This window comes from Streptomyces iranensis, assembly GCF_017874715.1.
In the GTDB taxonomy this organism is placed as follows: domain Bacteria; phylum Actinomycetota; class Actinomycetes; order Streptomycetales; family Streptomycetaceae; genus Streptomyces; species Streptomyces iranensis.
This window is the reverse complement of sequence record NZ_JAGGLR010000019.1, coordinates 210,418-234,552: the sequence shown is the minus strand read 5'-3', so window position 1 is coordinate 234,552 and position 24,135 is coordinate 210,418. Positions and strand designations below refer to the sequence as shown.

General features: G+C 71.6%; 19 protein-coding genes. 8 read left to right on the top strand and 11 right to left on the bottom strand.

Annotated features, from left to right (window positions below; genetic code table 11):
- Nucleotides 1-87: 87 nt before the first annotated feature.
- The 3 genes from J2Z30_RS32315 to mshA form a co-directional block, all read right to left on the bottom strand.
- Complete coding sequence (locus J2Z30_RS32315) at nt 88-1,854, bottom strand: glycoside hydrolase family 55 protein (protein ID WP_044573411.1); 1,767 nt, start codon at nt 1,852-1,854, stop codon at nt 88-90.
- Between the two features lie 177 nt (nt 1,855-2,031).
- Nucleotides 2,032-2,577, bottom strand: a complete 546-nt coding sequence (locus J2Z30_RS32310) for a type III secretion system chaperone family protein (RefSeq protein WP_372453342.1) — start codon at nt 2,575-2,577, stop codon at nt 2,032-2,034.
- A complete protein-coding gene (gene mshA, locus J2Z30_RS32305) occupies nt 2,570-3,931 on the bottom strand; it encodes a D-inositol-3-phosphate glycosyltransferase (RefSeq protein WP_107073334.1) in 1,362 nt (453 codons plus the stop codon). The genes J2Z30_RS32310 and mshA overlap by 8 nt, the downstream gene beginning before the upstream one ends.
- 199 nt (nt 3,932-4,130) lie before the next feature.
- On the opposite strand from mshA, the gene J2Z30_RS32300 reads away from it, so the two are divergent.
- Nucleotides 4,131-4,943 carry a class I SAM-dependent methyltransferase gene (locus J2Z30_RS32300; RefSeq protein ID WP_044573408.1) on the top strand — a complete coding sequence of 271 codons (813 nt, stop codon included), beginning with the start codon at nt 4,131-4,133 and terminating at the stop codon, nt 4,941-4,943.
- On the opposite strand, the gene J2Z30_RS32295 is transcribed toward J2Z30_RS32300, so the two are convergent.
- On the bottom strand, nt 4,906-6,480 hold the full coding sequence (locus J2Z30_RS32295) for an APC family permease (protein ID WP_052702087.1): 1,575 nt from the start codon (nt 6,478-6,480) through the stop codon (nt 4,906-4,908). The genes J2Z30_RS32300 and J2Z30_RS32295 overlap by 38 nt on opposite strands.
- A 175-nt stretch (nt 6,481-6,655) precedes the next feature.
- The gene (locus J2Z30_RS32290) at nt 6,656-7,504 is read right to left on the bottom strand and encodes a helix-turn-helix transcriptional regulator (RefSeq protein WP_044573406.1); all 849 of its coding nucleotides are present in this window, start codon (nt 7,502-7,504) and stop codon (nt 6,656-6,658) included.
- Between the two features lie 192 nt (nt 7,505-7,696).
- On the opposite strand from J2Z30_RS32290, the gene J2Z30_RS32285 reads away from it, so the two are divergent.
- Nucleotides 7,697-8,722: an aldo/keto reductase gene (locus J2Z30_RS32285; RefSeq protein ID WP_044573404.1), complete on the top strand. Its 1,026-nt coding sequence runs from the start codon at nt 7,697-7,699 to the stop codon at nt 8,720-8,722.
- Nucleotides 8,723-8,775: 53 nt separating this feature from the next.
- On the opposite strand, the gene J2Z30_RS32280 is transcribed toward J2Z30_RS32285, so the two are convergent.
- Nucleotides 8,776-10,221: an aminotransferase class I/II-fold pyridoxal phosphate-dependent enzyme gene (locus J2Z30_RS32280; RefSeq protein WP_078956807.1), complete on the bottom strand. Its 1,446-nt coding sequence runs from the start codon at nt 10,219-10,221 to the stop codon at nt 8,776-8,778.
- A 180-nt stretch (nt 10,222-10,401) separates the two neighbouring features.
- On the opposite strand from J2Z30_RS32280, the gene J2Z30_RS32275 reads away from it, so the two are divergent.
- The 5 genes from J2Z30_RS32275 (at nt 10,402) to J2Z30_RS32255 (ending at nt 15,096) form a co-directional block, all read left to right on the top strand.
- Nucleotides 10,402-11,376, top strand: coding sequence for a type 2 periplasmic-binding domain-containing protein (locus tag J2Z30_RS32275; protein ID WP_044573399.1), 975 nt, complete (start codon nt 10,402-10,404; stop codon nt 11,374-11,376).
- A gap of 77 nt (nt 11,377-11,453) precedes the next feature.
- The gene (locus tag J2Z30_RS32270; RefSeq protein ID WP_044573396.1) at nt 11,454-12,263 is read left to right on the top strand and encodes a deaminated glutathione amidase; all 810 of its coding nucleotides are present in this window, start codon (nt 11,454-11,456) and stop codon (nt 12,261-12,263) included.
- A gap of 8 nt (nt 12,264-12,271) precedes the next feature.
- A complete protein-coding gene (locus J2Z30_RS32265; protein WP_044581752.1) occupies nt 12,272-13,207 on the top strand; it encodes an ABC transporter substrate-binding protein in 936 nt (311 codons plus the stop codon).
- A 24-nt stretch (nt 13,208-13,231) separates the two neighbouring features.
- Nucleotides 13,232-14,230 carry an amino acid ABC transporter permease gene (locus tag J2Z30_RS32260; RefSeq protein WP_078956806.1) on the top strand — a complete coding sequence of 333 codons (999 nt, stop codon included), beginning with the start codon at nt 13,232-13,234 and terminating at the stop codon, nt 14,228-14,230.
- 113 nt (nt 14,231-14,343) lie between these two features.
- Nucleotides 14,344-15,096: an amino acid ABC transporter ATP-binding protein gene (locus J2Z30_RS32255; RefSeq protein ID WP_044581750.1), complete on the top strand. Its 753-nt coding sequence runs from the start codon at nt 14,344-14,346 to the stop codon at nt 15,094-15,096.
- Between the two features lie 60 nt (nt 15,097-15,156).
- Here J2Z30_RS32255 and J2Z30_RS32250 read toward each other — a convergent pair whose 3' ends face one another.
- From J2Z30_RS32250 to J2Z30_RS32225, 5 genes are all read right to left on the bottom strand, one after another.
- Nucleotides 15,157-15,600 (bottom strand): NUDIX hydrolase, encoded by a 444-nt coding sequence (locus J2Z30_RS32250; RefSeq protein WP_245388669.1) that lies wholly within the window; start codon nt 15,598-15,600, stop codon nt 15,157-15,159.
- A 97-nt stretch (nt 15,601-15,697) separates the two neighbouring features.
- A complete protein-coding gene (locus J2Z30_RS32245; RefSeq protein WP_044573393.1) occupies nt 15,698-17,305 on the bottom strand; it encodes a CHAD domain-containing protein in 1,608 nt (535 codons plus the stop codon).
- Between the two features lie 226 nt (nt 17,306-17,531).
- Complete coding sequence (locus J2Z30_RS32235; protein ID WP_044573387.1) at nt 17,532-19,784, bottom strand: RNA degradosome polyphosphate kinase; 2,253 nt, start codon at nt 19,782-19,784, stop codon at nt 17,532-17,534.
- Nucleotides 19,785-20,042: 258 nt separating this feature from the next.
- Nucleotides 20,043-20,975: a mycothiol synthase gene (mshD, locus tag J2Z30_RS32230; RefSeq protein WP_044573383.1), complete on the bottom strand. Its 933-nt coding sequence runs from the start codon at nt 20,973-20,975 to the stop codon at nt 20,043-20,045.
- Nucleotides 20,976-21,037: 62 nt separating this feature from the next.
- Nucleotides 21,038-22,105, bottom strand: coding sequence for a PDDEXK nuclease domain-containing protein (locus J2Z30_RS32225; protein WP_044581748.1), 1,068 nt, complete (start codon nt 22,103-22,105; stop codon nt 21,038-21,040).
- A 187-nt stretch (nt 22,106-22,292) separates the two neighbouring features.
- Between J2Z30_RS32225 and J2Z30_RS32220 the strand changes: the two genes are divergently transcribed.
- A complete protein-coding gene (locus J2Z30_RS32220) occupies nt 22,293-24,113 on the top strand; it encodes a bifunctional metallophosphatase/5'-nucleotidase (RefSeq protein WP_044573380.1) in 1,821 nt (606 codons plus the stop codon).
- Nucleotides 24,114-24,135: the final 22 nt, after the last annotated feature.

Below are 24,135 nucleotides of genomic sequence, written 5' to 3'. Positions count from 1 at the left end.
TCCCGGCCGCCGGAGCCGGTTCACCATGAAGAGCCCTCATGGACCGTATTTCTTCACCGTGTTCCTCACGATGTTTCAGGGGAGATGTCAGCGAAGTGCGCGCTGCGCCTCGTACAGGTTGCGGGGGTGGACCGCCTCCGGGTGGCCGTAGGACTCGATACGGGAGTGGAGCGGACCGGTGAAGTCCGGGACGTCGATCTGGCCGAACTGCCGGACCTCGCTGATCCCGACCGTCGCGCTGTACGGCGCGATGTCGTCGATCTTGACGCACCCGGCCCGCTGATTGGTGACCGTGACGTTCCAGTGGGCGAACCGAGCGCCGTAGAGCGGACCGGCGCTCGCGTCACCGCCGTGCGACCCCGTGTTGTCCACGGTGATCTCCGTACGGACGTTGGCGAAGGGCATCCCGCGGTGGGTGTCGAAGGTGCCCATCTCCATCCGGCCGCGCGACCAGACGTTATAGCTGGACAGCCCCTCCACGTTGATCCCGTGCAGTTGTGTCCCCGCCGGGGCCGGGACGGTGCGCCGGGCCAGGACGAAGTCCTCCACGAGGTTGTCGTGCGAGCCCTCGCGGCAGCAGTAAGGATGGTGGCTGCCGCGGCCCGTCACCCGGGTGCGGCGCAGGGTGCACGCCTTGGCGGCGACGAGCAGGAAGCCGTTGTCGACGTTGTTGACGGTCACGTCGTCCACCCAGCAGTCCCACGCGCACTGCAGCGCGACGCCGTTGTACCCCTTGTCCAATAGGTGCTGCGACTGCGGGGTCTCGACGACGTCGAGGGTGATGCCCTCGACCCCGGAGCCGGTGACCGGGCGCACCAGCGTGGTGAACCGGGGCTTCCAGGCGGGCCGGGCGTCGAGCGGCAGCGGACGGTCGAGGGTCACCCGGCGGCGCCGCCGGTCGACGGCGACGACGCGGCAGGGCCACTCATAGGGGACGTACGAGGTGAGCTTGGTCTTGTCGGTCCAGACGTAGTCGGCGGCGCCCTCGGCGTCACCGGCCATATGGGCCAGCAGCGAGTGGCTGTCGTCATCGGTGAGTTGGAGCAGCACGCGGTCGCCGCGGCGCAGACGGGACGGGTCCTCGACGGTCACCGTCCAGTCGCCGCGGCGGGCGGGGGCGGCGAAATCGGTGAGGGTGCGCCACTCGTCGCGCCGGTTGCCGGTCCAGCCCTCGAACGGCCATGCCTGGGCCCGGATCGCGTCGGTGAGGGAGCGCCGGCGGGCGTCCGGGCAGATCCAGATGAGCCCGCCGGCCCAGGACCAGGACGACTTGTCGCCGCCGTAGCGGCTGCCGTACGGGCCGATCAGCTCGGTGAGGTTACGGGTCGCGTGGAGGGTGGTGCGGCCACTGCCCGCGCCGCGCAGTACGACGTTGTCGTAGCCGAGGCGGATCACATCGTCCACGCGGTACGTCCCGGGCGGCACCAGCACCGTGCCGCCGCCGCGGCGACCGGCGGCGGCGATGGCGCGGTTGATCGCGGGGGCGGCGTCCGCGGAGCCGTCGGGCCGGGCGCCGAAGGCGCGGACGTCCGCGACGACGGGCAGGCGGGGGAAGCTCGTACGACCGCCGAGGTATCCGGCACGGCCGACGTACGGGATCTGGGGGTGGGTGTACGGGTGGGCGCGGAACTCACGCCAGAGGGCGGACGTACGGGCCCCGCCGGACGTGCCCGTCTCGCCGGACGTACGGACCCCGCCCGGTGTACCCGGTGCGGCGCCCGGCGTACCCGGTGCGGCGGCCGCCGCCGCGTCCGTGGCGGTCAGGAGCGAGGCCCCCGCCCCCAGGAGCGTGGCGCCCGCCGCCAGTCCCATCGCACCGCCGAGCAACCGCCTTCTGTCGATCTCCGTGCCCATGAGCCAGCTCCGCCTTCCATGGATGTGAACGCAGTTCAGGTGAGAGACGGCGTGAGAATGCCATGGGGCAGGGACGCGCGGAAGGGGTCGCGTCAGGATGCGCGTAGGTCGACAGGAGAGGCGTAGGTCAAGCAGAAAGGTGGGCGGCGGACGAAGACCGGGCCGGAGCCCGGTCGTTCACTTAGCGGCATCCCGAGTCAGATTGCTGAACGCCTCAAGGTTCCGCGTCGACTCGCCCCGCGAGGTACGCCACGCGTACTCCTTGCGAATGGCCGTGGCGAACCCCATCTCCAGCAGCGTGTTGAAGCTGCCGTCCGCGTTCTCCAGCACCGTGCCGAGCAGCCGGTCGACTTCCTCCGGAGTGACGGCCGCGAGCGGCAGCTTGCCCACCAGATAGATGTCACCGAGCTGGTCGATCGCGTAACTCACCCCGTACAGCCGGGTGTTGCGCTCCAGCAGCCAGCGGTGGACCGCCTCGTGGTTCTCATCCGGGTGGCGGACGACGAAGGCGTTGACCGAGAGGGAGTGCCGGCCGACCCGCAGCGAGCAGGTGGTCGACAGCTTGCGGGTGCCCGGGAGTGTGACGACGAAGGCGCCGTCCTCCGGGCTCTCCCACTCCAGTTCGGCGTCGTTCAGCGTCCGCTCGATGACGGCCCGGGGGCCGGCCTTGGGGTCGGTGTCAGCCTTACGGTCAGCCTTGGGGTCAGCCATGGGGTCAGCCATGGGCCGATCGTAGGCGACGCCGCTCGCGCATCGCCTCCGTGTACACCTCCGCCGTGGCCGCGGCGGCCGTGTCCCACCCGAAGGACTGGGCGTGCCGGGCCGCCGCCGCGCCCATCCGGTCCGCCCGCCCCGGGTCCTGTACGAAGGGGCGCAGGGCGCGGGCGTAGTCGGCGGGGTCGTGGCCGTCGATCAGCGTGCCGCTGACCCCGTCCCGTACGGCCACCGGAAGACCGCCCACCGAGGCCGCGACGACCGGGGTGCCGCAGGCCTGCGCCTCGATGGCCACCAGTCCGAACGACTCGCTGTACGACGGCATGACCAGCACGGACGCCGCCCGGTACCAGTCCGCGAGCTCGTCCTGCGCACAGGGCGGCCGGAACCGGACCACATCGCAGATCCCGAGGCGCGCCGCCAGCTTGTGCAGCCCCTCGGGCTTGGCCAGGCCGCTGCCGCTGGGGCCGCCCACCACGGGCACGACCATGCGCTCGCGCAGCGAGGGGTCCTCCTCCAGGAGGTGGGCGACGGCGTGCAGCAGGATGTCGGGGGCCTTCAGCGGCTGTATGCGCCCGGCGAAGAGGGGTATCAGCGCGTCGGCCGGGAGCCCCAGCCGGGCGCGGGCGGCGGCCCGGCCGTCGGTGGGCCGGAAGCGGTCGAGGTTCACCCCGGGGTGGACGACCGCCACCAGCTCGCGCGCCGCCTCGTAGTGGCGCACCAGCTCCTCCGCCTCCTCGGCGGTGTTGGCGATCAGCCGGTCGGCGGCGCGGACGATCTGCTGCTCGCCGATGACACGGGCCGCGGGCTCGGGGGTGTCGCCCACCGCGAGCGCCGCGTTCTTGACCTTGGCCATGGTGTGCATGGCGTGGACCAGCGGCACTCCCCAGCGCTCGGCGGCCAGCCAGCCGACGTGGCCGGAGAGCCAGTAGTGGGAGTGGACGAGGTCGTAGTGGCCCGGCCGGTGCCCGGCCCACGCCTGCATGACGCCGTGGGTGAACGCGCACAGCTGCGCCGGGAGGTCCTCCTTGGCCAGCCCCTCGTAGGGCCCCGCGTCCACATGCCGGACGAGCACCCCGGGTGCCAGCTCGACGGCCGGGGGCAGCGCGGCGGTGGTGGCCCGGGTGAAGATCTCCACCTCGATGTCGATGGCGGCCAGGCGCCTGGCCAGCTCCACGATGTAGACGTTCATGCCACCGGCGTCGCCGGTGCCGGGCTGATGCAGCGGCGAGGTGTGGACGCTGAGCATCGCGATCCGCCGCGGCCGCCGTGGAATGCGGCGAAGCCGCTGGTGGGACGGGGCGCCAAACGGTATGTGGGACCGGCCTCGCAGGCCGCCGAGCCGGGACGCGTGCTGGCTCACCGCGCGTTACCTCCTTGCCGGGGCGGGCTCCCTCCACGGCGTCAACACCGGAACGTATGGTTCCCATTTCCACTTTGCCAAAGCATGACGTTCTGATGTCCGACGGCCACTCCCCGTCCGCCCGGCATGGCTCCCCGGCATGGGTTCGCCGTCCGCCCCGGCACGGGTACCCACTCCGCCCCGGCATAGGCTCAGCGCCATGCCCGCCCGCGTTCCCCCGCCGTCCCGCCCCATCGGTTCGGCGACCCGCGGGACCACCAACCCCAACCGGCTGCGCCGGATGGACCGGTGGATCGCCGCGGCGCACGGGCCCGCGCTGCGCCGGGCCGCGGACGCGCCGGTGGCGGTGGACCTCGGGTACGGGGCGGCCCCCTGGACCGCCGTCGAGCTGCTGGACCGGCTGCGGACCGTACGGGCCGGGGCCCGCGTCGTGGGGGTCGAGATCGACCCCGGACGCGTGCTCGCCGCGCGGCCGTACGAGCGCGAGGGGCTCACCTTCGCGCACGGCGGCTTCGAGGTGCCGCTGCCCGGCGGGGCCCGCCCGGCGCTCATCCGGGCGGCCAATGTGCTGCGGCAGTACGAGGAGGGCGAGGTCGCCGCCGTGTGGCGGCGGCTGTGCGCCCGGCTGGCGCCCGGCGGACTGCTGGTGGAGGGCACCTGCGACGAGATCGGGCGGCGGCACGTATGGGTCGCGCTCGACGGGTCGGGCCCGCGCACCGTGACCTTCGCGGCCCGCCTCGGCTCTCTGGAACGCCCCTCCGACCTGGCCGAACGGCTCCCCAAGGCGCTGATCCACCGCAATGTGCCGGGCGAGCCGGTGCACACCTTCCTGCGCGACTTCGACCGCGCCTGGGCGGCCGCCGCCCCGTACGCGCCGCTCAGCGCCCGTCAGCGCTGGATACGCAGCGCCCAGACGCTGCGCGCCGAGGGCTGGCCGCTCACCGACGGCCCACGGCGCTGGCGCCAGGGCGAGGTCACGGTGCGGTGGGAGGCGGTGGCGCCCCGGGGCTGACGGCGCCGTCCGGGCCGTCCCCCGCGCCCCGGCTGACGCCGTCCGGGCCATCCCCCGTGCCCCGGGTGGCGCCGTCCGGGCCGTTCCCCGTGCCCCGGCTGGCGCCTTCCGTGTCGGGGTCGGCCCCCGCCGCGTACTCCTCGCTGATCTCCTTCGGGCCGAACGGCCACACCTTCTCCATCCGCGCCCACAGCACGAACGCCACACACCCCGCCGCGACCCAGGCGAGCGACCATTCGATGGGGTGCCGTCCGGGGGAGTTCTTGTCCGCGTAGCCGTAGATCACCAGCCAGCCCACCAGCGCCACCACGCTCGGCAGCGGATAGAGCCACATCCGGTACGGCCGCCGCAGGCCGGGCTGGCGGCGGCGCAGCACCGTGACGGCGACGACCTGCGCCAGAGCCTGCACGATCACCATGACCGTGGTCAGCAGCTGGATGAGCGTGGCCAGATCGGTGTGGCGGCCGATCAGGAAGCCGATCGCCGTCACCACGCCCATCGTGGCCAGGCCCAGCACGGGGAAGCGATGGCGCGGGTGGAGCGTGCCGAACGGCCGGAAGAAGACCCGGTCGCGGGCGGCGTCGTACGGCACCCGGGAGCCGCCCAGCAGCCCGGCGAAGACGGACGCGAAGGCCGTGATGAGGATGAGCACGGTGACGACGTCGGCCGCGCCCTTCCCCCAGGTCTCCTCCAGCACCGCCGAGGCGACGGACTGAGCGGCCACCGAGTCGGGGTCGGTCATCTCGTGCCAGTCGACGACGCCGAGGGTGCCGATCTGCAGCAGCAGATAGATCCCCATGATCCCGGCGATCGAGGTGACGATCGCCCGCGGCAGGGTGCGGCCGGGGTCCTTGATCTCGGCGCCCATGTACGCGGCGGTGTTGTAGCCGAGGTAGTCGTAGATGCCGATGGTCAGGCCCGCGGCGAACCCGGTCCAGAAGTGACCGCTGGTCAGCTCGAAGGCGTGGTCCGGATAGGTGAACGCCTGCCCCGCGTCGAAGTGGCTGAAGGCCGCCACGATGACCAGGACCACGGACGCGATCATCACGCACCACATGACGGCCGTGATCCGGGCAATGTGCTCGACGCCCCGCCACAGCAGCCCGATGACCAGGACGATGACGCCGAGGCCGACCAGATCGCCCTGGGTCTGCGTCATATCCGGCCACAGATAGCCCAGATACTGCACCAGACCGACCACACCCGTGGACATGATCAGCGGGATGAACAGCATCGCCGTCCAGACGAACAGGAACGGCATCAGCTTGCCGCTGCGGTACTGGAACGCCTGGCGCAGATACACATAGCTGCCCCCGGCCCCGGGCAGCGAGGCGCCCAGCTCGGCCCAGATCAGCCCGTCGGCGAGCGCGAGCACCGCGCCCGCGACGAAGCCGATGACGGCCTGTGGTCCGCCGAAGGCGGCGACCATGAGGGGGATGGTGACGAACGGCCCGATGCCGCACATCTGACTCATGTTGATGGCGGTCGACTGGAACAGGCCGATACGGCGGACGAATCCGCCCTCGGTGCCGGACATCCGGACCTCCATTGCCCTCTCGCGCCACTGGCGCCACCGTGGGAGGAAATGAAAGTAAGGAAAGTTTCCAGTCGCGTCAAGGAGGTGGGACGAGAGAAAAAGGGATGGCGGCCGGGGACGCGGCCCCGGCCGTAAGGCGAGGAGGGCGGAGCGCGGCTCGGGCCATCAGTGGCCCTCAGGCCACCGCCGCCGCGCCCGCCAGCACCTTCAGCGCCTCCGCCGTCGCCGACCCCTCGTCGGCCGTGTACGTGCACAGCATCTGCCCCGGATCCGCGGGCAGCACGAACGCCTCGAACCGCAGCACCAGCTCCCCCGCCTCCGGATGGCGGAACCGCTTGACGCCCCGCGTCCGCTCCTGCACCGCCTGCGCCTCCCACCGCCGCCGGAACTCCTCGCTCCGGTCCAGCAGCTCATGGGTCACCCGGCACACCCGCGAACTGCCCGGGTGGCGGCCGGTCTCCGCGCGCAGCCCGGCCACCGTGTCATCGGCGACCTCGGCCCAGTTCGGATGGATCTCCCGCAGCCGGGGGTCGAGGAAGACCAGCAGCGGACCGTTGCGCCGCTCCTCGGGGATCGCGGCGTAGTCGATGCCGAGCCGGGTGCCGAGAGTGTTCCAGGCCAGGATGTCCATCGCCGGCCCGTAGACATAGGCCGGGACGGTGCCGTCCATCGCGTTCAGCAGCTGCTGGATCTCCGGCCGCACCCGCGGCCGCGGGTCGAAGTCGGGCTCCCCGGCGCGGCGCCGGGGCAGGGTGATGTTGCGCAGATAGGTGTGCTCGGACGGGGTCAGCCGCAGCGCCCGCGCCAGTCCGTCGACCACCGAGTCCGAGACGGCCGGGGCCCGGCCCTGCTCGATACGGGTGTAGTAGTCGACGCTGATCCCGGCCAGCTGAGCGACCTCCTCACGGCGCAGACCGCGCACCCGGCGCCGGACGACCCCGTCCGGCAGCCCCAGCTCGGCCGGGTCGAGCGCGGCACGGCGCGCCTTGAGAAACCCCTTGATCTCCGGTTCGGAATGGCCCATCGCTCCATTATCCGGGCAACGCCGGATTCTGGGCCGGACAGGTGGTTCTGGCAGACCCAGGTTGAGCCGGGCCTGGTGAGGTCCCCGCCCGGCGCCGAGGCTGAAGGCGCGGGACGCCACAGAAGGCAAAGGCCGCAGAAGGCAAAGTCCGCAGAAGGCGAAACCCATGGAAGGCAAAGGAAGGCAGCTGCCATGAAGCGCAGGATCCTGGGCGGAACCGGCATCTCGGTGAGCGAGTACGCCCTCGGCGCGATGATGTTCGGCGCCCTGGGCAACGCCGATCACGACGACTCGGTACGGATCATCCACCGCGCCCTCGACGCGGGCATCAACTTCGTCGACACCGCCGACATCTACTCCGAGGGCGAGTCCGAGGAGATCGTCGGCAAGGCCCTCAAGGGCCGCCGCGACGACATCGTCCTCGCGACCAAGGCCCATTTCCCGATGGGCGACGACCCCAACGACGGCGGCAACTCACGGCGCTGGATCACCCAGGAGATCGAGAACAGCCTGCGCCGCCTGGGCACGGATTACATCGACCTCTACCAGATCCACCGGCCGGACCCGACGACGGACGTCGACGAGACGCTGTCGGTCCTGTCCGACCTGGTCAGGGCGGGCAAGGTACGCGCCGTCGGCTCCTCCACTTTCCCCGCCGAGCAGATCGTGGAGGCCCAGTGGGTCTCCGAGCGGCGCGGGCACGTACGGTTCCGCAGCGAGCAGCCGCCGTACTCGATCCTGGCGCGCGGTGTGGAGGCGGCGGTGCTGCCGACCGCGCGGAAGTACGGGATGGGCGTGCTGAGCTGGGGTCCGCTCTCGGCGGGCTGGCTCACGGGCCGCTACACCACGGCGTCCGACATCGATCTGTCGGGCGGCCGGGCGGCCGTGGAGAAGCGCAAGTTCGACCCGTCGCTGCCCGACAACGCGCGCAAGCTGGAGGCGGTAGGCGCGCTGGCCGAGCTGGCGTCCGACGCCGGGCTCTCGCTGCCGCACATGGCCATCGCCTTCGTACGGGCGCATCCGGCCATCACCTCGGTGATCATCGGCCCGCGCACCATGGAGCACCTGGAGGATCTGCTCGCCGGGTCCGAGGTGGAGCTGAGCGAGGACGTCCTGGACCGGATCGACGAGATCGTCCCGCCGGGCACCGACCTCAACCGGGCGGACAACTACTACGTGCCGCCGTCGCTCGATGACAAGAGCCTGCGCCGCCGCTGAGCAGGCACCGCTGAACAGGCACCGCTGAACAGGCACCGCTGATCGGCCGGGGGTCACTCCATCCGGGCGGCGGAGGAGGAGGCGGCGAGTGCGATCAGCTCGGCGATCTCGTCGAGCGGCGCCCCGTCCCTGGTCAGCCTGCTGGTGGCGACCCTCACATGGGGACGCGCGTAAGAGACGCAGAACCGGCTGCCCGGCGAAACGGTGATACCCCGGGCGGCCAGGGTGACCAGCGCGGAGGTCTCGTCCACCACCGGCACCCACAGCATCAGACCGTCCCGGTTGGCGGTGTGCACACCACGCTCGGCCAGCCGTTCGGCCAGCGCGGACCGCCGGGCGTCATAGCGCCGGGCGGCCTCGCGCACACACCGGCCCGCCTCCTCGTCGGTGAGCAGATGGGCCAGGGCGTCCTGAAGGATGCGGCTGGTCCATCCCGTGCCGAAGGTGCGCAGCACCCGCGCCCGTTCGACCATCTCCCGCGGGCCGCCGACCACGGCGATCCGCAGATCCGGGCCGTAAGCCTTGGAGTACGAGCGGACCAGGGCCGTCCGGTGCGGCAGATGGGCGCCGAGGACGGCGGCCGGGCCGGTGGTCAGGGGGCCGAGGCCGTCGTCCTCGACGATGGCGACGTTGGGCGCGCCCTCCAGCACCCCGGCCAGCTCGGCGGAGCGTTCGGGGCCGAGCGACCAGCCGCAGGGCACCTGGGCCCTGGACTGGTGCAGGAACAGCGCCGGGCGCGCCTCGAGCGCCTGGGCCAGCGAGCCGGGGAGGGGGCCCTGGTCGTCGCAGGCCACGGGCACGGCCTGGGCGTCCAGCGCCTCCAGGATGTCCAGCAGCCGCGCCGCCGTCGGATCTTCCACCGCCACCCGGTCCCCCGGTACCAGCAGTGCCTGGCAGAGCAGTTGCACCCCCTCGTAGCCACCGCCCACCGCCATCCAGGCGTCCGGCCGGTAGGGCCAGGTGTCCCGTACCGCCGCCAGCAGGCCGTCGGTGATGGCCGTGCGGGCGTAGTCGTTGAGCCGCGGGGTCCGGGCCCCGGCGAGCAGGGCGTTCTCCAGCGGGGGCAGCAGGGCGGGGTCGGGGGCCGCGACGGCGAGGTCCAGTGCGAGACGGTCGCCGAAGTCCCCGACGCGTTCGTAGCGGGTGGGGTGCGGAACGGTCGGCGGACCGCTGACGACGCTGCCGCGGCGGCCGAGTGTGGCGATCATCCGGTGCTTGCGCAGCACCCCCCATGCCTCCGCCACGGTGCCGGGGCTCACCCCCAGCCCGGCGGCGAGCGCGCGCACGGTGGGCAGCGCACTGCCCGGCGCCAGCTCCCCGGCCCGGATGAGATCGGTCATGGCGGCCGCGATACCGCGTGCGCTGGTGTCCGGGATACGGGCGGCCAGCCCGGCCACGGAGGCCGGAGCCCCCGGCCGCTCCCCAGGCTGCTCCCCCGGCCGCTGTCCAGGCCGCTGTCCAGGCCGCGCGGAGGCCGGATCCGCGGTGTTCTCCTGCATCGGCACACCCCTCGTCGGTCTGTCGGCCGGCGGCCGGTCAGCGGGTTACGACACGGAAAAACTATGTTCGGTAACAAAACAGATCTTGTCTGCCCGATTCACTGAACAATAGCCTGCCTGGCATCGCGCAGCCGAATGCGAGCTTTGCGCCGAAAATGCCATGTGCTAGGAGTGCGTACTGTGTCATCTCCCGTGATAAGCCTGGGACTTCGCGACTGGGACCATCTGGTGCCCCTCGCCTCCGGGCTCGTCGAGATCCCCGGCTTCACGGTCCGGATCGATGCGCGGGACGTCACCCCCGACGTCCTCACCGAACCCGGTCTCGACGGCGGTGAGACCTCCTTCAGCCGCTATGTCCAGGCCCGCGCGGCGGGGGACGACCGCCTCGTCGGGCTCCCCGCGTTCGTGATGCGCGGCTTTCGCCACCGCTGCGTACTGGTCCGCGAGGACAGCCCGCTGCGCTCCATCGGACAGCTCGCCGGGGCCCGCGTCGGGCTCACCGGCTGGCCCGACTCCGGCAACACCTGGACCCGGGCCCTGCTGCGCGGCGCCGGAGTGGACCTCGCGGGCATCCAGTGGCGGATCGGACCGCTGACCGCCGGCGAGACCGGCAAGGACCGGGTGGGCAGTCGGCCGCTGCCCGCCAATGTCTCGGTCATGGCCGAGGGCCAATCCCTGGTGGACGAGCTGGCCGCGGACCGGCTGGACGCGCTGCTCTCCCCCTTCATGCCGCGGGAGCTGTTCACCAGGACGAGCCGCTTCCGCCATCTGCTCGACGACCACCGCGCCGAGGAGCGCGCCTACTGGGAGGCCACCGGTTTCGTCCCCGGCATCCATCTGGTGACGCTCAAGCGGGAGGTCGTCGAGGCCCATCCGGCACTGCCCGCCGCACTGCTCGCGGGCCTGGAGGAGTCCAAGCGCCGGTGGCTCGGCAGGCGCCGGCTGCTCGCCGACACCACACCGTGGCTGCTGCACGAACTGACCGAGTCGGCGCGGCTGTTCGGCGACGACTGGATGCCGTACGGGACGAAGAGCAACGCGGAGATGACCCGGGCCTTCTGCGAGGAGCTGTACGCCCAGGGCGTCTGGCCCGAGCCCATCGACCCCGATGTGGTCTTCCCCGACCCCGCCCTCGCCGCCATTCCCGCACTCTGAGCCCCGCCCTCGCCGCCTTCCCCGCACCCCGCCCTCGCCGCCTTCCCCGCACCCCGAACCGCTCCGGAGCACCCCATATGCGCATCGCCGTAGGACAGTTCGCAGCCTCCCCCGACTGGAAGGACAACCTGGCCGCCTGCCAGGAGCTCACCGCCGAGGCGGTGCGGGGCGGCGCGGATCTGCTCGTCCTCCCCGAGGGCGTGCTGGCCCGCTTCACCGAGGACCGCCACCGCATCCGCGAGGTGGCCCAGCCCCTCGACGGGCCCTTCGTCACCGAGCTGCTCACCGCCACCGCCGGGTCCGCCACCACCGTGGTGGTCGGCATCCATGAGCCGTCCGAGGACGGCCGGGTGTTCAACACCCTGGTGGCGCTGCGCGACGGTGAGATGATCGCCCGCTATCGCAAGATCCATCTCTATGACGCCTTCGGCGACCTGGAGTCGGCCAACGTCCGCCCGGCGGACGAGCCGCCCGTCGTCATCGATGTGGCGGGCACCAAGGTGGGCCTGATGACCTGCTACGACGTCCGCTTCCCCGAGCTGGCCCGGCTGTTGGTGGACGCCGGTGCCGAGGTGCTGGCCCTGCCCGCGGCGTGGGTGCGCGGCCCGGCCAAGGAACGGCACTGGGAGGTCATGGTCACCGCGCGGGCCCTGGAGAACACCTGCTGGGTGGCGGCGAGCGGCGAATGCGGTCCGCGCAACATCGGCAACAGCCTCGTCGTCGACCCCCTCGGCACCGTCCGCTCCCGCCTCGCCGCCGCCCCCGGGCTGGCCTGGGCGGACGCCGCTCCCGACGCCACCGCCGCGGCCCGTCGCACCCTTCCCGTCCTGGCCAACCGCCGGTTCGCCGTCGACCCCACCGTCATCCCCCTCGGAGCGCCCCAGTGAGCATCCCCATGAGACGTCCCCTGGCCACCGCGGCCACCGCCCTGTCCTGCTGTCTCGCCCTGGCCGCCTGCGGGGCCAACCCGCCCCAGGCGGAGGGCGCCACCGACTCCTCCGGCGGCGGCGGTAAGGCATTGGCCAAGCTCCCCGAGGACAAGGCGCTGCACGCCCGGCTGCCCGCGAAGAACCGCACCTCCGGCACCCTGGTGTCGGTCAACAACGGTTCCTTCCCGCCCTACGAGATCGCCGGTTCGGACGGCCACAGCCTCACCGGGGCCTCCGCCGACCTCGCCGGGGCACTCGGGCAGGTCCTCGGCGTGCAGATCCGGCATGTGACCACGGACGGGCTGCCCAGCCAGCTCACCGGCATCAAGGCGGGCCGCTACGACTTCGCACTCGGCCCCGTCGGCGACTTCAAGGACCGGCAGGGCGCGAACGACTTCGTCGACTGGGTGCGGGAATTCGTCGTCTTCGCCGTGCCCAAGGGCAATCCGCACCACATCGACTCCCTGGCCGACACCTGCGGACAGCGGATCGCGGTGATGGCGGGCGGCTCCGCCGAGGGCGTCATCAAGAAGCAGGCGCTCACCTGCGAGAAGGACGGCAAGAAGGCCGTGAAGGTCCAGTCGTACAAGGACCAGCCCGGCTCGATCCTGGCGGTGCGCTCCGGCCGCGCGGACGCCTTCTTCTCCTCCCAGGCGCCGCTGACCTACTTCGTGGCGCAGGCCAAGGACCAGCTCGAACTGACCGGCACCGGCAAGGGCAACGGCTTCGACGACCTCTACCAGGGCGCGGTCGTCGCCAAGGGCTCCCCGCTGCGCGATGTGCTCCTCAAGGCGCTCCGTACCCTCATCGACGACGGCACCTACGGAAAGATCATGAAGAAGTGGGGCCTGTCCGCCAACACCCTCGACAAGCCGGGCGTCAACCTCGGCGGCGAATCCTGATCCTGTGAGGAGGTGAGCCCACCCATGGCCACCACACAACCGCCGGCCACCCGGGACGATCCCGGGAAGGCCGAGCTCCCGCCCGGTGCCGTCCCCGTCGTCGACGTGGCCGGGGCGTCCCCCGTCCGCCATCCGCTGCGGTGGCTCGCGGTACTGCTCCTCGCGGTCCTCGCCGCGCAGCTCTTCCACTTCCTGATCACCAATCCCCACTTCGAATGGAGCACCGTCGGCGCCTACTTCGGGGCCCAGGTCATCGGGCAGGGCATCGCCACCACGGTCGAGCTGACCGCGATCGCCATGCTCATCGGCATCGCCGGCGGGGTGCTCGTCGCGGTGGGGCGGATGTCGGAGAACCGCGTGCTCAGCACGGTCTGCGGCGCCTACGTCTGGTTCTTCCGCGGCATCCCGGTCCTGGTGCAGCTGGTCTTCTGGTACAACCTCTCGGCGCTGCTGCCGAGGATCTCCTTCGGGGTGCCGTTCGGCCCCGAGTTCATCAGCGGGCACACCAACACACTCATCACCCCCTGGCTCGCCGCCATCCTCGGCCTTGGTCTCAATGAGGCCGCGTACATGGCCGAGATCGTGCGCGGCGGTCTGCTGGGCGTCGACCAGGGCCAGACGGAGGCCGCCGCCGCGCTCGGCATGGGCCGCGCGAGGATCCTGCGGCGGGTCGTCCTCCCGCAGGCCATGCGCTTCATCATCCCGCCGACCGGCAGCCAGGTCATCAACATGCTGAAGGCGACCTCGCTGGTGAGCGTGCTCGCTCTGGCCGACCTGCTCTACACCGTCCAGTCGATCTACAACCGCACCTTCGAGACCATCCCGCTGCTGATCGTGGCGTGCCTGTGGTACTTGGTCATGACGTCCGTGCTGTACGTCGGCCAGTCGTTCATCGAGCGGTACTACGCCCGCGGGGCGACCCGCCACGCCCCTCAGGGGTTCTGGAACTTCGCGCTCTTCCGCCGACGCCCGGACGCCCCGTCCCCGGCGGCGGACAGCCCCCTCGCCAAGGAGGAGACATGACGGCCCAGGACACCCAGGAGGCCACCGGCCCGGAGACGGCCGTCCCGGAGGCGACCGCGGCGGAGGCGACCGCCGGGGCCACCGGGGCCACCGGGTCCGCCGGGGAGGTGCCGATGGTCGTGGCCCAGCGGGTCCGCAAGCGGTTCGGGCAGCTCGAGGTGTTGCGCGGTATCGACCTCAAGGTGCGCCAGGGCGAGGTCGTGGTCCTCCTGGGGCCGTCCGGTTCCGGTAAGTCGACCTTTCTGCGCTGCATCAACCACCTGGAGCAGATCGACGCGGGCTCCATCCACGTAGAGGGCAGGCTGATCGGCTTCCGGCGGTCCGGCGGACGCGTCCACCATCTGCGCCCGCGCGAGGTGACCCGGCAGCGACGCGACATCGGCATGGTGTTCCAGCACTTCAACCTCTTCCCGCACCAGACGGTCCTGGAGAACGTCGTCGAGGCCCCGGTCGGTGTGCTCGGCCTCTCCAAGGCCGAGGCGCGGAAGACGGCGATGGAGCTGCTGACCCGGGTGGGACTGGCCGAAAAGGCGGCGTCGTATCCGCGCCAGCTGTCCGGCGGTCAGCAGCAGCGGGTGGCCATCGCCCGCGCCCTGGCCATGCGGCCGAAGCTGATGCTCTTCGACGAGCCGACCAGCGCCCTGGACCCCGAACTCGTCGGCGAGGTGCTGGCCACCATGCGCGACCTGGCCCGGGACGGCCTCACCATGCTCGTGGTGACGCATGAGATCGGGTTCGCGAAGGAGGTGGCGGACCGAGTCGTGTTCATGGACGGCGGCCAGGTGCTGGAGACCGGCACCCCACAGGAGGTGCTGGACAGCCCGGCCAACCCCCGCACCCGGGCCTTCCTCTCGCGCTTCCTGTAGGGAAGCCGGGCTCGGACGGGGAGCCGCCCCCACCGATCGGTCGAGGCACCGGGCCGTCTTTCAGGGCAGTCGCAGGGCGTGCAGCAGCGCGTCGATGAGGGCGCGGTCGTGGTCGTAGGTGAGGCGGAGGCGGGCCGCGTCCGGGGGCAGCCAGACGAGGCGGTCGACCTCACGGTTGGGCACGAAGGTCTCGTCGTGGTCGACCGCCTCCGCCGCCCAGTAGCGCACCTGTTTGGGGCGGCCCTTGGCCATGTAGTGGAGGGTGGGCAGCGCCGCCCCCGGGGCGCAGCCCATACCGGTCTCCTCGGCGACCTCGCGCACCGCGCCGTGCAGCGCTTCCTCACCGTGGTTCAGCTTGCCCTTGGGATGGGACCAGTCGTCGTAGCGGGGGCGGTGGACGAGGGCGACCTCGAGCCCGCCGCCGCGCGGGGACCGGCGCCACAGCACGCAGCCCGCCGCCAGGACCGTCCCGGCGCCCGTTCCGATGTCCATTGCGGTGTCCATTCCGGTGTCCATTCCGACCGGCCCGTCATCACGGGAATTCCGCCGCTTCATCCGCCGTCTCGCCCTCCCCGGTTTGTCCCTTGTCCCTTGTCCCTTGTCAGGAGGCTCTGGCGGCGGACACGCGCCGCCAGATCCGGCCGAACGCGAAGCGGGCCGCCTCGACCTCATGCCGCTGATCGGCGTGGAGCACCCCGAGCGCGTACGCCGTCGCCGGGGCGATCCGGGGCGTACGGGCGGCCGCCGCCGCGGCGGCGGCCGCCTCGGCCGCGTCGCGGTGGCGCTCCAGCGCCTGCCCGGCGGCCAGCAGCCGCACCGACAGCGGCAGCTCGGCGTCCACGGGTCCGGAGCCGCCCGGACCGGAGCCGCCGGGCCCGGAGCCGTTGGGCCCGCGCGCCCCGTCCGGCTGCTGCCACGCCTGGTCGAGCACTTCCAGCGCGTACCGCCGCAGCCGCAGCAGATGGCGCACCTGGTGCCAGGGGGCGTCCTGGCGCTCGCTGGCGGGCGGGGCGTCCGCCGCCGGGGTCGCCGCCAGGCCGTGGACCAGCGCCTCCGCGTTGTACGGATGCCCGGCGCGGACCAGCGGCAGCGCCTCCACCGACTCGGCCAGCCGCCGGTTCGCCAGCTCGGCGAGCGGCGGCAGCACCTGCCCGGCGGGGCGGGCGGCGTTGGATTCGTCGAGCGGGACGTCGGAGGCGAGCAGGGCTACGGTGTCGGCGACCGCGTGGAAGCGGGAGGAGCCGAGCGCCTCCAGGGCGGCGGTGTGGGCCCGGGTCCGGGCCAGCGTGAGCTGGCGCTCCAACAGCGCTCCGGCGCGGGCCGCGCCCACGGTCAGCGCCCCGCCGCGGGCCTCCTCCTCGGCACCGGCCCGCTGATGGGCCGCGCCCGGCCCGCCGGGCCGCTCGCCCTTCTCGCCCTTGGCGCCCCGGCCGCCCTTGTCGCCGCGGCCGCCCTTGTCGCCGCGCTCGCCACGGCGCCGTCCAGCCCCTCGGCCCTCGTCCCTCTCCCGCTCCCACTCCCGGTCTCTGTCCCGGTCCCTGGCCGTCCCGGCCGCACCCTCGGCGCCGCCGCCCGCGTCGGCCGGACCGGGCCGCGCACCCTGCCCCCCGACAGGGTCCGCGGCCCCGCCTCCCGGCGCGCCGGCGGCCAGGGAGACGCTGCGGCGGGAGGCACGGGTGGAGCGGGGAATCGGACCCGCGGTGCCGGAGGGGCCACCCGCGCCGTCGACCGCGACCGTGACCCCGCCCCGCTCGGTGCGCGCGGCGCTCGCGGCGCTCGCGGGATGCGCCGCGTTCACAGGCTGTGTGTCGGAGGGCCGCTCATCCGGGCTCGCGGCCTCGGCGGCCGTTCCCTCGCCCTGCGGTGAACGGTCCGAGGGGCCACCCGCGCCCGAGAGCCGGTGCAGGGCGCCACGCAGCCGGTCCAGCCGCTCCGCGTAGGCGTGCTCCCGCGCCAGCGTGCCGGACAGCCAGGCCAGCTCGGTCCGCAGCTCATCGGACCAGGCCGGGTCGGTGATCGGGCGGTAGACGTAGAGCGCGCCGCTGATCCGCCGCGCGGCGCGGCGCAGCAGCCGGGCGGCCTCGGCCGCCTCCTGGACGTCGGAGCCGCTCTCGCGGTGCAGCCGCAGGCTGCGCAGGAAGTTCCCGGCCTGGGCGTGCAGATACGCCGACAGCACCTCCCCGGCCGTCGCCGCCTCCCACGCGGGCACTCCCGAAGGCGCCGCCGAAGCCCCCGAAGCCGCCGCGGAAGGTGTTGCCGACGCCCCCGAAGCCCCCGAAGAAGGTGATGCCGACGCCCCCGAAGCCGCAGAGCGTGCCGAAGCCGCAGAAGGTGCCGCCGCGGCCTCCGCCGCCCGGTCCATCACGCCGTCGGCCCGCGGGCGGGACGGGTCGGCGGCCGGGTCCGCGGCGCCCGTCATCCCGGCCGGCGGCAGGTCATGTCGTTGAACCACGCCGTCGCCTCCGGGCGTCGATGAGCATCTCCTGAACGTTCCGCAGCGGCTGGCCGTCCGCGTCCGTGGCGCGCCGGGTCCACTCGCCGTCCGGGCCCAGGTGCCAGGAGGAGGTGGAGTCGGCCATCCCGGTCTCCAGCAGACGGTTGAGGGCGGCGCGGTGGCCGGGGTCGGTGACCCGCACCAGCGCCTCGATCCGGCGGTCGAGATTGCGGTGCATCATGTCGGCGCTGCCGATCCACACCTCCGGCTCGCCGCCGTTCCCGAACGCGAACACGCGTGAATGCTCCAGAAAGCGTCCGAGGACCGAGCGGACCCGGATGTTCTCCGAGAGTCCGGGGACGCCCGGCCGCAGCGCGCAGATGCCGCGCACCCACACATCGACCGTCACCCCGGCCTGCGAGGCCTGGTAGAGGGCGTCGACGACGGCCTCGTCGACCATCGAGTTGACCTTGATCTTGACGTAGGCCGGGCGCCCCGCCCGCTGGTGTGTGATCTCCTTGTTGATCCGGGTGATCAGCCCGTCGCGCAGCGACTTGGGGGCGACCAGCAGCCGCCGGTAGTTCTCCCGCCGGGAGTAGCCGCTCAGCCGGTTGAAGAGGTCGGAGAGGTCCGCGCCGACCTGGGAGTTCGCCGTCAGCAGCCCCAGGTCCTCGTACAGCCGGGCGGTCTTGGGGTGGTAGTTGCCGGTGCCCACGTGCGAGTAGCGGGTGAGGGTGTCGCCCTCCTGGCGGACCACCAGCGACAGCTTGCAGTGGGTCTTCAGGCCCAGCAGGCCGTAGACCACGTGGCAGCCGGCCTCCTCCAGCTTGCGCGCCCACTTGATGTTGGCGTGCTCGTCGAAGCGGGCCTTGATCTCGACCAGCACCAGCACCTGCTTGCCGGACTCGGCCGCGTCTATGAGCGCGTCGACGATCGGCGACTTGCCGGAGGTGCGGTACAGCGTCTGCTTGATCGCCAGGACGTCCGGATCGGCGGCCGCCTGCTCCAGGAACGCCTGCACGGAGGTGGAGAAGGAGTCGTACGGGTGGTGGAGGAGGACGTCCCGCTCGCGCAGCGCCGCGAAGATGTCCGGCGGGGAGGCGGACTCCACCTCGGCGAGGTCCCGGTGGGTGCCCGCCACGAACTTGGGGTACTTCAGCTCCGGCCGGTCCAGCGCGGCTATGCCGAAAAGACCGGTGAGGTCGAGCGGTCCGGGGAGCGGATAGACCTCCGCGTCCGAGATCTTCAGCTCGCGCACCAGCAGGTCCAGCACATACGGGTCGATGGACTCCTCGACCTCCAGCCGCACCGGGGGCCCGAAGCGGCGGCGCAGCAGTTCCTTCTCCAGGGCCTGCAGAAGGTTCTCGGCGTCGTCCTCCTCGACCTCGAGATCCTCGTTGCGGGTCACCCGGAACATGTGGTGCGCGAGCACCTCCATCCCCGGGAACAGCGCCTCCAGATGCGCCGCGATCACGTCCTCCAGCGGTACGTACTGCTGCGGCGACGCCTCCAGGAACCGGGAGAGCGACGGTGGGACCTTCACACGTGCGAAGTGATCATGCCCGCTGACGGGGTTGCGCACCACGACCGCGAGATTGAGCGACAGCCCCGAGATATACGGGAAGGGGTGTGCCGGGTCCACGGCGAGCGGGGTCAGCACGGGGAAGATCTGCTGCCGGAAGAGGGTGAAGAGGCGGGACTGCTCCTTCTCGGTGAGATCCGGCCAGCGGACCAGATGGATGCCCTCCTCCGCGAGCGCCGGGGCGACGTCCTGCTGGTAGCAGGCGGCGTGCCGGGCCATGAGCTCACGGGACCGGTTCCAGATCAGCTCCAGCACCTCGCGCGGCTGCAGCCCGGAGGCCGAGCGGGTGGCGACCCCGGTGGCGATGCGCCGCTTGAGACCGGCGACCCGCACCATGAAGAACTCGTCCAGATTGCTGGCGAAGATCGCCAGGAAGTTGGCCCGCTCCAGCAGCGGAGTGGACGGGTCCTCGGCCAGCTCCAGCACCCGCTCGTTGAACGCGAGCCAGCTGCGCTCCCGGTCCAGGAACCGCCCCTGCGGCAGCTCGCCGTCCTCCGTGCCGGGCCCGGTGCCCTCCTCGTACGAGTCCAGGTCGGCGTCGAGATCGGGGTCGAGCGACCGCACCGGTGCGGCGACAGCATGCGGCCGGTGGGCCGCGATGGACCCGACCGAAGGCTGGGAGTTGGGCTGGGGCTGCGGGGAAACCGATGCCTGACCGCTTGTGTGGCTCATGAACTCATTGTTCCGCGCCGGAGGGGAATACGGCGTGGCGGAAGCGGGTGCGGAAACGGCACGGAGCCTCCGGTTCGACGAATTCGGCACAGCGGGCTGCATTCAGTGATGCTCGCAACCAAGGTTGAATCGCCGGTAACGGTCACATGGCGCGTAGGAAATCGGGACCCATCCCCCAGGGGTCCCGCCCTCTTCACGCCCCCGGGTCCCCCTTCACGCCCCCGGTCTCAGGCCCCGCTCAGGCCCGCTCAGGCCCGCTCAGGTCTCGGTCCGATACATCAGATCCGTCTCATGGGTGACGAAGCCGAGCCGCTCGTAGACCGCGACCGCGGCGAAGTTGTCGGCGTCCACATAGAGCATCGCGGTCGGCAGCCCGCGGGCCGCCAGATGCCGCAGCCCGATCGAGGTCAGCGCCTTGCCGAGGCCGCCACCCTGCGCGTCCGGCCGCACCCCCACGACGTAGACCTCCCCCAGCCGCTCCTCGGCATGCACCTTCGTCCAGTGGAACCCGACGATCTCCCCGCCGCGCTCCGCCAGGAAGAACCCCTCCGGGTCGAACCACGGCTCGCCCTTGCGGTCGTCCAGATCACGCTGGGTGAGCGAACCCTGCTCGGGGTGGTGGGCGAAGGCCGCCGCGTTCGCCGCCAGCCACGCGGCGTCGTCCGCACCCGGCCGGAAGGTCCGTACGGTCACGCCCTCCGGGAAGGTGGGCTCCGGAAGACCCAGGTCCGCGAGCGACCCCAGGGGCCGCCGCATCTGCCGCAACTCCCGGAACAACGTCAGCCCCAGCACCTGCGCGAGATGGCGCGCCGAGGCATGCCCCCCGTGCGCCCAGATCCGCAGCCGCTTCCCCGACTCCCTCAGCAGGGTCACCCCCAGCGCCCGGCCGTGTCCCTGCCCCCGGTGCCCCGGATGCACGACCAGCTCGGCGGCCGGAGCCTCCACCGGGTCGGTGTCCTCCAGCTGCGCGTACCCCACGAGCTCCCCACTCGGCTCCCGCAACACCAGATGCCGCACCCCCTCCCGCCGCCCCCGCAGCTGCAGCCGCCCCTGCTCGGACACCGCCTGCTGCCCATCGGCCCGCGCGGACTCCGCGATCAGCCGCAGCACATCCTCCACCTCGGCCGACGTCAACTCCTCCAGCACATCGAGCCGCCGGGCACCGGATGTCTCGTTCACCACGTCATTCATGGGGCCGAGCCTACGGCGGCCCAATTGTGCAGCAAGCTGCTGGACAATTTGTTACCCGTGAGTCACCCGGCTGTCCCATCCCCCTCGAGGACGTCGTCGGCGATGCGGGAGAGATCCTCGGCGCTGGGCATCAGCTCCCGCACATGGGGCGGCAGCGCGGCGTAGGTGCTCACGGCGAGCGGTGCGTTGTTGCTCCGCAGCGCGTACTCGATCGTCCCCTTGTCGCGGCTCTTCGCGATGAGGATCCCGAGGGTCGGATCGTCGCGCTCCTTGTCCCGGACCAGGTCGTCGACAACGGTGACGTAGAAGCCGAGCTGGCCCAGGTGGGCGGGGCGGGCCTTGTCGGTCTTCAGCTCGATGACGACGAAGCGGTGCAGCTTGTAGTGGTAGAAGAGCAGGTCGATCCGGAACTCCTCGTCACCGACCTTGATGGGGTACTGGCGCCCGACGAAGGCGAAGCCGACCCCGAGTTCGGTCAGGAACCGGACGAGCTGCTGCACCAGCGCGTCCTCAAGGTCGCGCTCCGCCACCTTGCCGGAGAGCCGAGTGAAGTCGACTCGGTAGGGGTCCTTGACGACCTCGTTGACGGCATCGGAGTCCTCCGGGAGCGTGGCGTCGAAGTTGTTGAGCGCGGCGCCCTGGGTGAGGTGCAACTGCGCGTCGATCCAGTGGTCGAGCATGACGCGGGACCACCCTTGTTGCACGGCCCCCTGAGCGTAGAAGTCCAGCTCAGGACGGGTCTTGCAGCGGCCCATCAGCAGGGTGATGTGGCCCCAGGGCAATTGGGCAACAGCTTGTTGCCCAATTTGTTCGGGCCATGTTCGAGCCATCTGCTGCATGTACTTGAGATTCCGCGCACCGAAACTCCGCTGATTCGGGAAGGCTGTACGCAACTCCGTCGCCACCCGCTCAAGCACCTTCGACCCCCACCTCTCCCGCTCTGTCCGCTCAAGGATCGTCCGGCCGATCTCCCAGTACATCTTGATCATCTCGGTGTTGACCTTGAGCTGAGCACGCACGCTCGCCTGCGTGACGATCGCCTTGAGGTCATCGACCAGTTCGAAGAAGCCCGGCGGGAGCTCGGACCCCTGTGCGGGGATGGGCGGCTGCTTCGTGAGTTCGTTCTGCATGATCCGCACGCTCACATAACGAACCACCACTGAAACCCCTCATCAGGACTTTTCCGCCGAACGGGCGAAGTCGTCCCACACCGTTGACCATCGGCCACCAGCTCTTAACCTCCCGCCCCTGCCCCGCTACGCGCGTTGACCGTAAGCTGCGCTCCACCATCCACCACGGGGCACACAAGGGGACGACATGCCAGCGAGACCTCAACGGCGCGGGGCGGCACGCCGGTTGGCCACGGGAGTCGCGGTGCTGGCCGCCGCGGCCGGGGTGCTGACCGCCGTGAGCCCGGCGGGTGCGGACACCGCTGCCGCCTCGGACAAGCACCGGCCCGGACGCACCGTCGACGTGCAGCTGCTGTCCTTCAACGATCTGCACGGAAACCTGGAACCCCCGCAGGGCTCCTCGGGTACCGTCACCGAGGCCCAGGCGGACGGCACCACCAAGACCATTCCGGCGGGTGGCGCCGAATACCTCGCCACCTCGCTCCGTAACGCCCGTAAGGGTCACGAGTACTCGGTCACCGCCGCCGGCGGCGACATGATCGGGGCCAGCCCGCTGCTGTCCGGGCTCTTCCACGACGAGCCGACCATCGAGGCGCTCAACAAGCTGGACCTCGACGTCACCTCCGTCGGCAACCACGAGTTCGACGAGGGCCGCGCCGAGCTGAGCCGCATCCAGAACGGCGGCTGCCACCCCAAGGAGGGCTGCTACGAGAAGGGCAAGACCTTCCCGGGTGCCGACTTCCCCTACCTCGCCGCGAACGTCACCGACGAGAAGACCGACAAGCCCATCCTCAAGCCCTACACCGTGTGGAAGCACAAGGGCGTGAAGATCGGCTTCATCGGGGTCACCCTCGAGGGCACCCCGGACATCGTCACCGCCGAGGGCGTCAAGGGCCTGAAGTTCCACGACGAGGTCGAGACGATCAACAAGTACGCCAAGGAGCTCCAGCACAAGGGCGTGAAGTCGATCGTCGCGCTCATCCACGAGGGCGGGCTGCCCGCCTCCCCCTCGTACAACTACGACTGCGACAACGGCGGTGCGGGCAAGGGCGTCTCCGGCCCCATCGTCGACATCGCCAAGAACATCACGCCCAAGGTCGACGCCCTGGTCACCGGCCACACCCACCAGGCGTACACCTGCACCGTCCCGGACCCGTCCGGCACCCCGCGCACGGTGACCTCCGCGGCCTCCTTCGGCCGTCTCTACACCGACACCACGCTCACCTACGACCGCCGCACCGGCGACATCGTGCGGACGAGCGTGAAGGGCGCCCACGCGGCGAACCACATCGTGGACCGTGAGCAGCCCAAGGCCCCCGACATGACCTCGCTCATCGGGCGCTGGAACAAGCTGGCAGCCCCGATCGCCAACAAGCCGGTCGGCTATGTCTCCGCCGACGTCAACGGCCGCGGCTCCACCGCCTACGAGACGCCCCTGGGCGACGTCATCGCCGACGGCCAGCTCGAAGCGCTCTCCCCGTTCGACAAGGGCGGCGCCCAACTCGCCTTCATGAACCCCGGCGGCATCCGCTCCGACCTCGCCCACAAGGCGTCGGGCAGCGAGGGGGACGGGGTGGTGACCTACGGCGAGGCGTTCACGGTCCAGCCGTTCACCAACATGATGAACGTGCTCGACCTGACCGGCTCCCAGCTCATCACCGCGCTCCAGCAGCAGGTCAGCGGCTCGAACGAGGCCTCCCCGAAGATCCTCCAGGTCTCCAAGGGCCTCACCTACACCCTGGATCTGACCAAGTCCGGCAAGGACCGGATCGTCACGGACTCGGTGAAGCTGAACGGTGCGGCGATCGACCCCGCCAAGACCTACCGCGTCGCGCTGAACGAGTTCCTCGCGGGCGGCGGCGACGGCTTCCCCGCCTTCAAGGACGGCAAGAACAAGCTCGTCGGCGCCTCCGACCTGGACGCGTTCACGGCCTACCTGGGCGCGCACTCGTCGCAGTCCTCGCCCCTGGACCCGCCGAAGGCGGACCGCATCACGATCGTGAAGTAACCGCCCGACACCTGCCGATGGC

Excerpts from the sequence above, each read along its gene's own strand:
- J2Z30_RS32315 (WP_044573411.1), bottom strand. The coding sequence starts at position 1,854 with ATGGGCACGGAGATCGACAGAAGGCGGTTGCTCGGCGGTGCGATGGGA.
- J2Z30_RS32310 (WP_372453342.1), bottom strand. The coding sequence starts at position 2,577 with ATGGCTGACCCCATGGCTGACCCCAAGGCTGACCGTAAGGCTGACACC.
- J2Z30_RS32300 (WP_044573408.1), top strand. The coding sequence starts at position 4,131 with ATGCCCGCCCGCGTTCCCCCGCCGTCCCGCCCCATCGGTTCGGCGACC.
- J2Z30_RS32295 (WP_052702087.1), bottom strand. The coding sequence starts at position 6,480 with ATGTCCGGCACCGAGGGCGGATTCGTCCGCCGTATCGGCCTGTTCCAG.
- J2Z30_RS32290 (WP_044573406.1), bottom strand. The coding sequence starts at position 7,504 with ATGGGCCATTCCGAACCGGAGATCAAGGGGTTTCTCAAGGCGCGCCGT.
- J2Z30_RS32285 (WP_044573404.1), top strand. The coding sequence starts at position 7,697 with ATGAAGCGCAGGATCCTGGGCGGAACCGGCATCTCGGTGAGCGAGTAC.
- J2Z30_RS32280 (WP_078956807.1), bottom strand. The coding sequence starts at position 10,221 with ATGCAGGAGAACACCGCGGATCCGGCCTCCGCGCGGCCTGGACAGCGG.
- J2Z30_RS32270 (WP_044573396.1), top strand. The coding sequence starts at position 11,454 with ATGCGCATCGCCGTAGGACAGTTCGCAGCCTCCCCCGACTGGAAGGAC.
- J2Z30_RS32265 (WP_044581752.1), top strand. The coding sequence starts at position 12,272 with ATGAGACGTCCCCTGGCCACCGCGGCCACCGCCCTGTCCTGCTGTCTC.
- J2Z30_RS32260 (WP_078956806.1), top strand. The coding sequence starts at position 13,232 with ATGGCCACCACACAACCGCCGGCCACCCGGGACGATCCCGGGAAGGCC.
- J2Z30_RS32255 (WP_044581750.1), top strand. The coding sequence starts at position 14,344 with ATGGTCGTGGCCCAGCGGGTCCGCAAGCGGTTCGGGCAGCTCGAGGTG.
- J2Z30_RS32250 (WP_245388669.1), bottom strand. The coding sequence starts at position 15,600 with ATGGACACCGCAATGGACATCGGAACGGGCGCCGGGACGGTCCTGGCG.
- J2Z30_RS32235 (WP_044573387.1), bottom strand. The coding sequence starts at position 19,784 with ATGAGCCACACAAGCGGTCAGGCATCGGTTTCCCCGCAGCCCCAGCCC.
- mshD (WP_044573383.1), bottom strand. The coding sequence starts at position 20,975 with ATGAATGACGTGGTGAACGAGACATCCGGTGCCCGGCGGCTCGATGTG.
- J2Z30_RS32225 (WP_044581748.1), bottom strand. The coding sequence starts at position 22,105 with ATGCAGAACGAACTCACGAAGCAGCCGCCCATCCCCGCACAGGGGTCC.
- J2Z30_RS32220 (WP_044573380.1), top strand. The coding sequence starts at position 22,293 with ATGCCAGCGAGACCTCAACGGCGCGGGGCGGCACGCCGGTTGGCCACG.